10 protein-coding genes and 1 pseudogene are annotated in these 7,797 nt (G+C 64.6%); 1 reads left to right on the forward strand and 10 read right to left on the reverse strand.

The genetic code is table 11. The features are described 5' to 3' along the window. The 7 genes from phnK to phnG form a co-directional block, all read right to left on the reverse strand. Positions 1 to 564, reverse strand: a 564-nt coding sequence (gene phnK / locus EN914_RS16770) for a phosphonate C-P lyase system protein PhnK (protein ID WP_127389162.1), incomplete at its 3' end; no start/stop codon positions are given. Beyond that, positions 561 to 1,460 (reverse strand): alpha-D-ribose 1-methylphosphonate 5-phosphate C-P-lyase PhnJ, encoded by a 900-nt coding sequence (locus EN914_RS16775; protein ID WP_013529519.1) that lies wholly within the window; start codon positions 1,458 to 1,460, stop codon positions 561 to 563. The genes phnK and EN914_RS16775, both read right to left, overlap by 4 nt. A 5-nt stretch (positions 1,461 to 1,465) precedes the next feature. After that, a complete protein-coding gene (locus EN914_RS16780; RefSeq protein ID WP_013529520.1) occupies positions 1,466 to 1,741 on the reverse strand; it encodes a hypothetical protein in 276 nt (91 codons plus the stop codon). Continuing rightward, the gene (gene fosX / locus EN914_RS16785; RefSeq protein WP_013529521.1) at positions 1,738 to 2,157 is read right to left on the reverse strand and encodes a FosX/FosE/FosI family fosfomycin resistance hydrolase; all 420 of its coding nucleotides are present in this window, start codon (positions 2,155 to 2,157) and stop codon (positions 1,738 to 1,740) included. The genes EN914_RS16780 and fosX overlap by 4 nt, the downstream gene beginning before the upstream one ends. Further along, positions 2,154 to 3,266: a carbon-phosphorus lyase complex subunit PhnI gene (locus EN914_RS16790; protein WP_013529522.1), complete on the reverse strand. Its 1,113-nt coding sequence runs from the start codon at positions 3,264 to 3,266 to the stop codon at positions 2,154 to 2,156. Before EN914_RS16790 ends, fosX begins: the two co-directional genes overlap by 4 nt. Position 3,267: 1 nt before the next feature. Then, positions 3,268 to 3,879, reverse strand: coding sequence for a phosphonate C-P lyase system protein PhnH (phnH, locus tag EN914_RS16795; protein WP_013529523.1), 612 nt, complete (start codon positions 3,877 to 3,879; stop codon positions 3,268 to 3,270). Continuing rightward, the gene (phnG, locus tag EN914_RS16800) at positions 3,879 to 4,340 is read right to left on the reverse strand and encodes a phosphonate C-P lyase system protein PhnG (protein WP_013529524.1); all 462 of its coding nucleotides are present in this window, start codon (positions 4,338 to 4,340) and stop codon (positions 3,879 to 3,881) included. The genes phnH and phnG overlap by 1 nt, the downstream gene beginning before the upstream one ends. A gap of 133 nt (positions 4,341 to 4,473) precedes the next feature. Between phnG and phnF the strand changes: the two genes are divergently transcribed. After that, the gene (gene phnF, locus EN914_RS16805; RefSeq protein WP_024504427.1) at positions 4,474 to 5,223 is read left to right on the forward strand and encodes a phosphonate metabolism transcriptional regulator PhnF; all 750 of its coding nucleotides are present in this window, start codon (positions 4,474 to 4,476) and stop codon (positions 5,221 to 5,223) included. Between the two features lie 191 nt (positions 5,224 to 5,414). Here phnF and EN914_RS16810 read toward each other — a convergent pair whose 3' ends face one another. The 3 genes and pseudogenes from EN914_RS16810 to EN914_RS16820 form a co-directional block, all read right to left on the reverse strand. Beyond that, on the reverse strand, positions 5,415 to 6,434 hold the full coding sequence (locus EN914_RS16810; protein WP_024504426.1) for a zinc-binding alcohol dehydrogenase family protein: 1,020 nt from the start codon (positions 6,432 to 6,434) through the stop codon (positions 5,415 to 5,417). Positions 6,435 to 6,500: 66 nt separating this feature from the next. After that, positions 6,501 to 7,466, reverse strand: coding sequence for an ABC transporter permease (locus EN914_RS16815; protein WP_013529527.1), 966 nt, complete (start codon positions 7,464 to 7,466; stop codon positions 6,501 to 6,503). Beyond that, positions 7,463 to 7,797, reverse strand: a pseudogene (locus EN914_RS16820) (sugar ABC transporter ATP-binding protein); the annotation flags it as partial. The pseudogene EN914_RS16820 and the gene EN914_RS16815, both read right to left, overlap by 4 nt.

Raw genomic sequence — 7,797 nt, forward strand, 5'->3', positions numbered from 1 at the left:
GGCTTGCACCGAGACATCGAGGCCGCCTGTTGGCTCATCCATGAACACCAGGCGCGGCCCGGTGACGAGGTTGCGGGCAATCTGCAGGCGCTGGCGCATGCCGCCGGAAAAGGCGCGGGGCTCGTCGTCGATGCGGTCCTCGTCGATCTCGACGCGCGACAGCCAGTCGACGGCGGTGGCGCGGATCCTGCCGTAGTGACGGTCGCCGACCGCCATCAGCCGCTCACCGACATTGGCGCCCGCCGACACCGTCATGCGCAGGCCGTCGGCGGGGTTCTGATGGACAAAACCCCAGTCGGTGCGCATCAGGAAGCGGCGCTCGGCCTCGCTCATGCGGTAGAGCTCGCGGAACTGGCCGTCGCGCATGCGGTAGCTGGCGGTGCCGGAGCTCGGTAGCAGCCGGGTCGACAGGCAGTTGAGCAGCGTCGTCTTGCCGGAGCCGGATTCGCCGACGACAGCCAGGACTTCGCCCGGCCACAGGTCGAAGGAGACGTTGTCGCAGCCGACGCGCGAACCGTAGAATTTAGAAAGTGCTGCGACACGCAGCAGCGGTTCGTCGGTCATTGCGCCGGCTCCCTTGTTCCCGAGGCAAGATGGCTTTCTGGAGCAAGGTGGCCGCGATGGCCGTCCGCCCGCCGCTTCTCGCAATGGTCCGTGTCGGAGCAGACGAACATGTGACCGCCATGGTCGTCGAGGATGACTTCGTCGAGATAGACGTTCTCGGCCGCGCACAGCGCGCAGGGCTGGTCGAAGGTCTGGACCTCGAACGGATGATCCTCGAAGTCGAGGCTGACCACTTCGGTGAAAGGCGGCACCGCGTAGATTCGCTTTTCGCGGCCGGCGCCAAACAGCTGCAGGGCCGGCGAGCGGTGCATCTTGGGATTGTCGAATTTCGGCGTCGGCGAGGGGTCCATCACATAGCGGCCCTCGACCTTGACCGGATAGGCATAGGTGGTGGCGATGCGGCCGTGCTTGGCGATGTCCTCGTAGAGCTTGACGTGCATGAGGCCATATTCCTCCAGCGCGTGCATTTTGCGCGTTTCGGTCTCGCGCGGCTCGAGGAAGCGCAGGGGTTCGGGGATCGGCACCTGGTAGACCAGCACCTGGGCCGCCGTCAGCGGATGCTCGGGAATGCGGTGACGGGTCTGGATGATGGTGGCGCTGGCAGTGTCGGTCGTCACCGCGACATTGGCGACTTTCTTGAAGAAGGCGCGGATCGACACCGCATTGGTGGTGTCGTCGGCGCCCTGGTCGATGACCTTCAGCACATCGTCCGGGCCGATGATCGAAGCGGTGACCTGGACACCGCCGGTGCCCCAGCCGTAGGGCATCGGCATTTCGCGCGAAGCGAACGGCACCTGGTAGCCGGGAATGGCGATGCCCTTGAGGATCGCCCGGCGGATCATCCTTTTGGTCTGCTCGTCGAGATAGGCGAAGTTGTAGGTGGCGATGTCGGTCATGGCGATCACATCCACATTGTGCTATCGAATTGGCGTCCAGGACGCGGATACAGGGGCGAATTCAGATGAACTCGACCGGATGGATGCATCTCGGAATTCTGTTGGTGGTGTTCGCCGGCGTCGTTCTCTTCTTCCTTCGGCGCATGATTTTGCCCGGCCCCAAAGAAGGTTCTCAAGGTGAGTCCGTGGGCGTCGGGAATGGTGATTACTCCGGGTATGACGGCTATGGCGGTCATTCCCACGATGGTGGCGGCCATGGTGGCGTCGGGCACTAAATTCATTCCGCAGCCTCCGATCCCCTTGCATAGCGCGCCAGCCGCTCATTGAGCGTGCCTGTGTGCAGTTCGAACATGTGGTTGTCTTCGTCGTAGAAATAGATCGAGCGGCCTTCACCCTCGACGCGCGGGCGCGGCGGGCGCATGTCGAGGCCGAGCCTGCCGATGCGCTCGGCATAGCGGTCGAAATCGGCGTCATCGATCTTGAAGGCGATGTGGTTGTAGCTGCGCTCCGGCAAGGGTTCGCCCTCCATGATGGCGACCCAGATGTCACCGATCAGGAAGAATTTTTCGGGCGACAGCGAGAACTGCCTGGCGTCGCTGGCATAGACTTCGCGTGCGTCGAATACGCCCTCGAGGATTTCGGTCATCCGCTCGAGATCGCGGACGATGAAGGTCATGTGGGAAAGGCCCTCGATCATTCCGCGGCCTCCCGCTTCTCTTCGACCTTCACGGGGTTTTGGCGGGCGTCATATTCGGTGCGCATGCGGCGTACGAGATCGAGTTCTGCCTGGAAGTCGACATAGTGCGGCAGCTTCAGATGCTCGACGAAGCCGGTCGCCTGGACATTGTCGGAGTGCGAGATGACGAACTCCTCGTCCTGGGCCGCGGCGACGACATCCTCGCCGAGCTCTTTCGCGCGCAGCGCCCGGTCGCAGAGTGCCACGGCCATCGCCTTGCGCTCGCTCTGGCCGAAGACCAGGCCGTAGCCGCGGGTGAATTGCGGCGGCGCCTTGGCCGAGCCTTTGAACTGGTTGACCATCTGGCATTCGGTGACGCGGACAGTGCCGAGCGGCACCGAGAAGGGCAGTTCGGGCACGTCGAGCTCCAGCTCGACTTCGCCGATGCGGATCTCGCCGACGAAGGGGTGGTTGCGGGCATAGCCGCGCTGGGTGGAATAGCCGAGCGCCAGCAGGAACCCTTCATCGCCGCGTGACAGCGCCTGCAGGCGGATGTCGCGCGCCATCGGGAATTCGAGCGGCTCGCGGGTGATGTCGCCGGGGACATGGTCCTGCGGCATGTCGCCATCCGGTTCGATCAAGCCTTCGCGGGCGAGGATCGCCGAGACGCGCGGCATGGCTTGCGCTTCCGTCTCGCGCAGCAAGGGCTCGGCGACATCGGCGCCGGCGGCAAGCTCGGGATCGAGCAGCCGGTGGGTGTAGTCGAAGGTAGGTCCGAGCAACTGCCCGCCGGGCAGATCCTTGTAGGTCGCCGACACGCGCCGCTCGACCAGCATGTTGGCGGTGTCGATGGGCCTGGAGTAGCCGAAGCGCGGCAGCGTGGTGCGGTAGGCGCGCACCAGGAAGATCGCCTCGATCATGTCGCCGCGCGCCTGGGCGATGGCGAGCGCGGCCAGTTCACGATCATAGAGCGAGCCTTCGCTCATCACCCGGTCGACGCCGAGCGCCAGCTGCTCGATGATCTGGTCGAGACGAAGGGCGGGCACCGAACGGTCGCCACGCCGGCGGTCGGCCAGCAGGCTGTGGGCGTTGGCGATTGCCGCTTCGCCACCTTTTACCGCGACATACATCTTACGCCTCCATCGTCTTGATGCCCGTCGTGCGCGGTAGGCAGGCGATGCCGCCTGATGTGGCGAGGATGAAGTCGACGCCGCGCGGAAAGCGCTTGATATTCTGCTTCCACTGCTCGACGAAATGGCGTGGTATCTGCGCCGGCGCGATCGTGGCGCTGGTTTCGATGCCAGGACCTTCGAGCAATAGCGGCGTGCCGGAGACCAGATCGCTGACCTGCAGGATCAGCGTGGTCGAGCGGTCGGGATAATCCTGCGTGCCCTGCGAAAAGCCATCGAGCGCCATCATCTCGGCAGGTGCTGCGATCAAGGCGAAATGCGCATCGGCCGGTGTGTTGGCCAATGGCGCGCCGGTATGGAACCCAAGCCATGATCTGATCGCGGTGGAGGCCTGCAAAGCCGGGTCGAGCCAGAGCGGCGTGTCATTGTCGCACAGCGCCAGTGCGATGGCGCCGGCGGTAGCCGAGAGCGGCACCGGCGGGCGGGCGAAGGCCGGCAGCGGTTGCACGCTGCCCGGCCGCGCCATTGCGTCCATCACGGCGCGGAACACGGTCTGGGCGTTGAAGACCGGATCGGCGAACCCGCCCTCGATCGATTGCACAGCTGCGTCCATCAGTCTTCTCCGCGAACCATGGTGAAGAAATCCACCTTCGTTGCCGCCGTCTCGGCGCGGCGTTTTTCGTGCGCCATGGTCAGAGCCGACTGCAGAGGCGCTATCAGTCCGGTCTCGACCTCATTGCGGCGGGCAGGGTCCTGCCATAGGGCGTCGGCGATAGCCGCCAGCTTCGCCTTCTGCTTGTCGCGGCCAAGCGCATAGCAATGGCCGACCTGTCCGGTGGGTAGCCTGACCGTGGCGCGGGTGACGGTCGCCTCGCCGACATTGAAAGGGGCGCCGCCGCCGCCGATGCGGCCGCGCAGGGTGACAAGGCCGGTTTCGGGGCCGCGCAACAGCTCGGCGTCCGAAGGCAGTCCGGCCTCATTCCAGAGCCGCACGATGTCATCGCCGCTGGATTGCGCAAGGGTTGCCATGGCGGCCTTGCGCTCGGCCTGGTCGCGGGCTTCCTGTCCTCGCATGAGCTGTAGTCCTCGTGGCTAAATTTGTCTATTGATATAGACAACTATACAAATTATACCTATTATCTAACGGGTGTCCATGACGGGTGGATGACAGCGATAGAAGACTGGGCGCTGGAAGATTGGGGCAATGATGGTCGGGCGGCTAGCAGCGGACAGCATCGAGCGGCGCAGTGGCGTTTCGCTGTGGCGGCAGATTGCCGACAAGATGCTGCATGCGATCGCCATCGGCGATTTCACGGAGAATGCAGCGCTGCCGCCGGAGGTGGCGCTGGCAGAGCGCTATGGCGTCAACCGCCACACGGTGCGCAGCGCCATATCAGCCCTCGTAAGGGAAGGCGTGCTGCGGGCCGAGCAGGGGCGCGGCACCTTCGTGCTGTCGCGCAAGCGGCTGTCCTATCCGATCGGGGCGCGCACACGGTTTTCGACAGGGCTGCAAGCGCAGACGACGGAACGGCACATCGCCTTGCTCGCCTCGTCGGTCGAGCCGGCCAGCCAGCGCGTCGCCGAGGGACTGGGTCTTGCCAAGGGAGCCGATGTGATCCGCCTGGAAACGCGCGGCGAAGCCGATGGACGGCCGGTGTCGCGCGCTGCTGGCTGGTTCGAAGCCCGGCGCTTTGCCGGCATCGATGCCGCGATGGCCGAGACCGGCTCGATCACCGCCTCGCTGGCGCGGTTCGGCATAGACGATTACCTCAGGCAATCGACCGTGCTGTCGGCGCGCCATGCCGATGCGGCGGACCTTGCCGACCTCGACCTGCAGCCGGGCGCCATCGTACTGGTCACGGTCGCCGTCAACGTCACGCCGGACGGCCAACCAATCCAGTTTTCCGAGTCGCGCTTCCCGGCCGAACGGGTGGAGCTGAAGCTGTCGGCGCTGTAGGGAGTGACGGGCTTATACGAGACCGTGATTTATCTGACTCACGCTGATATCAGACCAGCTCGGTCGCGCTCACTTGCGTCTTGGCGATTGAGGACCGCCTTCCCCCACTCCGTCTCGGCTTCGCCGAGACGGAGTGGGGGTCGACCTGGCTCGGGCGTCGTCAGTTCGGGCTGGGTTCGCCGCCTGCCATGTTATAACCCCACCTCGATCACAGCCTTGATCAGGCCGGATTTCTCATGCGCCCAACGAGCCAGATCGCGCGGCGTGGCGGCGAGTGTGGTGCGGTGTTTGACGAGCTTGGCCAGTGGTACGGCCCCGTTGCGGATCGAGGCGGCGACATGATCGAAGTCGGCGCGCAGCGCGTTGCGGCTGCCGATCAGCGTCATCTCTCGCTTGTGGAATTCCGGGTCGGAAAAGCTGATATCGTCCTTGACGACGGAGACCAGCACCAGCGTTCCGCCATGCGCGACATGGGCGAAGGCCGACTGCACCGACTGGGTGTTGCCGGTGGCGTCGAAGACGACATCGAAGCCTTCGCCTGATGTCGCTTCCCTGACCAGATCGGGCACCGCGCCGCGCGAGCCGTCTAGGGTCTGGAAACCAAGCTCGTTTCCAGCGAAGGCGAGCCTTTCACTGCTCATGTCGAGCAGTGTCACGTCCAGTTCGGCGATGCGGGCGAAGATGGCGGTGCCGAGCCCGATCGGGCCAGCGCCGATGACCAGCGTGCGGGCGCCGGGGTCGGCGCGGGCGCGCCGCACGGCATGCGCGCCGATGGCCAGGAACTCGACGGCAGCGGCGTCGGCCAGCGAAAGGCCGTTGGCCGGATAGAGATTTTGCGCCGGCACCAGGATGCGTTCGCACATGGCGCCGTCGCGATGCACGCCAAGCACCTCGATCCTGACACAGCAATTGGGCTTGCCGTGCCGGCAGGCGATGCACTTGCCGCAGGAAAGATAGGGGTTGACGACGACGGGCTCACCAATGGCCAGTTCGACGCCTTCGCCGGTCTCCATCACGGTACCCGAGACCTCATGACCCATGATGCGGGGATAGGCGAGGAACGGGTGCTTGCCCTCGAAAATGTGGTAGTCGGTGCCGCAGATGCCGACATGGCTGACCGCCACCAGCGCCCAGCCGGGAGGCGGTGCCTCGGGTGCGGGCCGGTCTTCAAGGACAAGATCGCCGGGCGAACGGCAGAGGACGGCTTTCATGCGCTAATCCAGTCATGAAATCGCCGGCCCGTTGGTGTGGCGGACCGGCGGTTGATTGCGGGGTCGCTACTTGCCGCGGCGGCGCAGGCCGTCGAAGTAGACGATGATGATGATCAGCGCGCCGGTGATGATGCGCTGCCAGAACGAGTTGACGTTGAGCAGGTTGGCGCCGTTGTTGATGGTGGCCAGGATGAAGGCGCCGAGCAGCGGCCCATGCACCGAGCCGACGGCGCCGAACAGCGAGGTGCCGCCGATGACCGACGACGCGATCGCCTGCAGTTCCCAGCCCTCGGCCTGCGTCGGGTTGCCGATGCCGATGCGGGCGGCCAGCAGCACGCCGACGAAGGCGGCGCACAGGCCCGACAGCGTGTAGGCCATGTAGATGGTGCGCTGGACATTGACGCCGGACAGGCGCGAGGCCTCGGCGTTGGAGCCGACCGAAAACAGGTATCTGCCCCAGCGGCTGTGGTGCAGGAAGATATAGGCCGGAATGCCGACCAGGATCACCATCCAGAACAGGTTGGGGATGCCGATGAAGGAATTGCGCGAGAAGGCGGTGAAGGTGTCGCTGTTGATGTTGATCGAATTGCCGTTGGTCATCAAAAGGCCGATGCCGCGCAGCGAGGTCAACGTCGCCAGCGTGATGATGAAGGGCGGCAGGCCCATCTTGACGATACCGAAGCCGTGGAACATGCCGATGGCGACACCGACCAGCAGCGTCACCAGAATGGCGAGCCAGATGGGGAAGCCGGCATTGATCATCATGGCCACGACCACGGTGGCGAAGCCGACCACGGCGCCGACCGACAGATCGATGCCGCCGGTGATGATGACGAAGGTCTGGCCGACCGCCATGATGGCGATCATCGAGCCCTGGCGCAGGAGATTGGCTATGTTGTTGGCCGAGGCGAAGCTCGTCGTCGTCACGGAGAGGAGGATCCAGAGCAGAACCAGCAGCGCCAATAGCGTCAGCCCGAACAGGACATTATAGTTGCGCTTCGGTTTTTCGACGGCGATCGCCTCGGTGCTCATATCTGTCCTCCCAGCTTTTCTTGTTTCTCGGCGAGCGCCTGACTGAGAATATCCTCGTGGCTGGCGGCGTGAAAACCGTGCGTCGCCACCAGTTTGCCGCGCCGGAACACATGCAGCGTATCGGCGAGTTCATAGACTTCCGGCAGATAGGACGAGATCAGGATGATGCCGGCGCCCTTTGACAAAAGCGCGCCGAACAGGCGGTAGATCTCGGCCTTGGTGCCGACATCGACGCCGACGGTCGGTTCGTCGAAGATGAACAGCTTGGCGCCGTGCGCCAGCCATTTGCCGATGACGATCTTCTGCTGGTTGCCGCCCGACAGGCTGGATG

It is taken from the genome of Mesorhizobium sp. M7A.F.Ca.CA.001.08.2.1, assembly GCF_003998455.1.
Lineage (GTDB): Bacteria > Pseudomonadota > Alphaproteobacteria > Rhizobiales > Rhizobiaceae > Mesorhizobium > Mesorhizobium ciceri.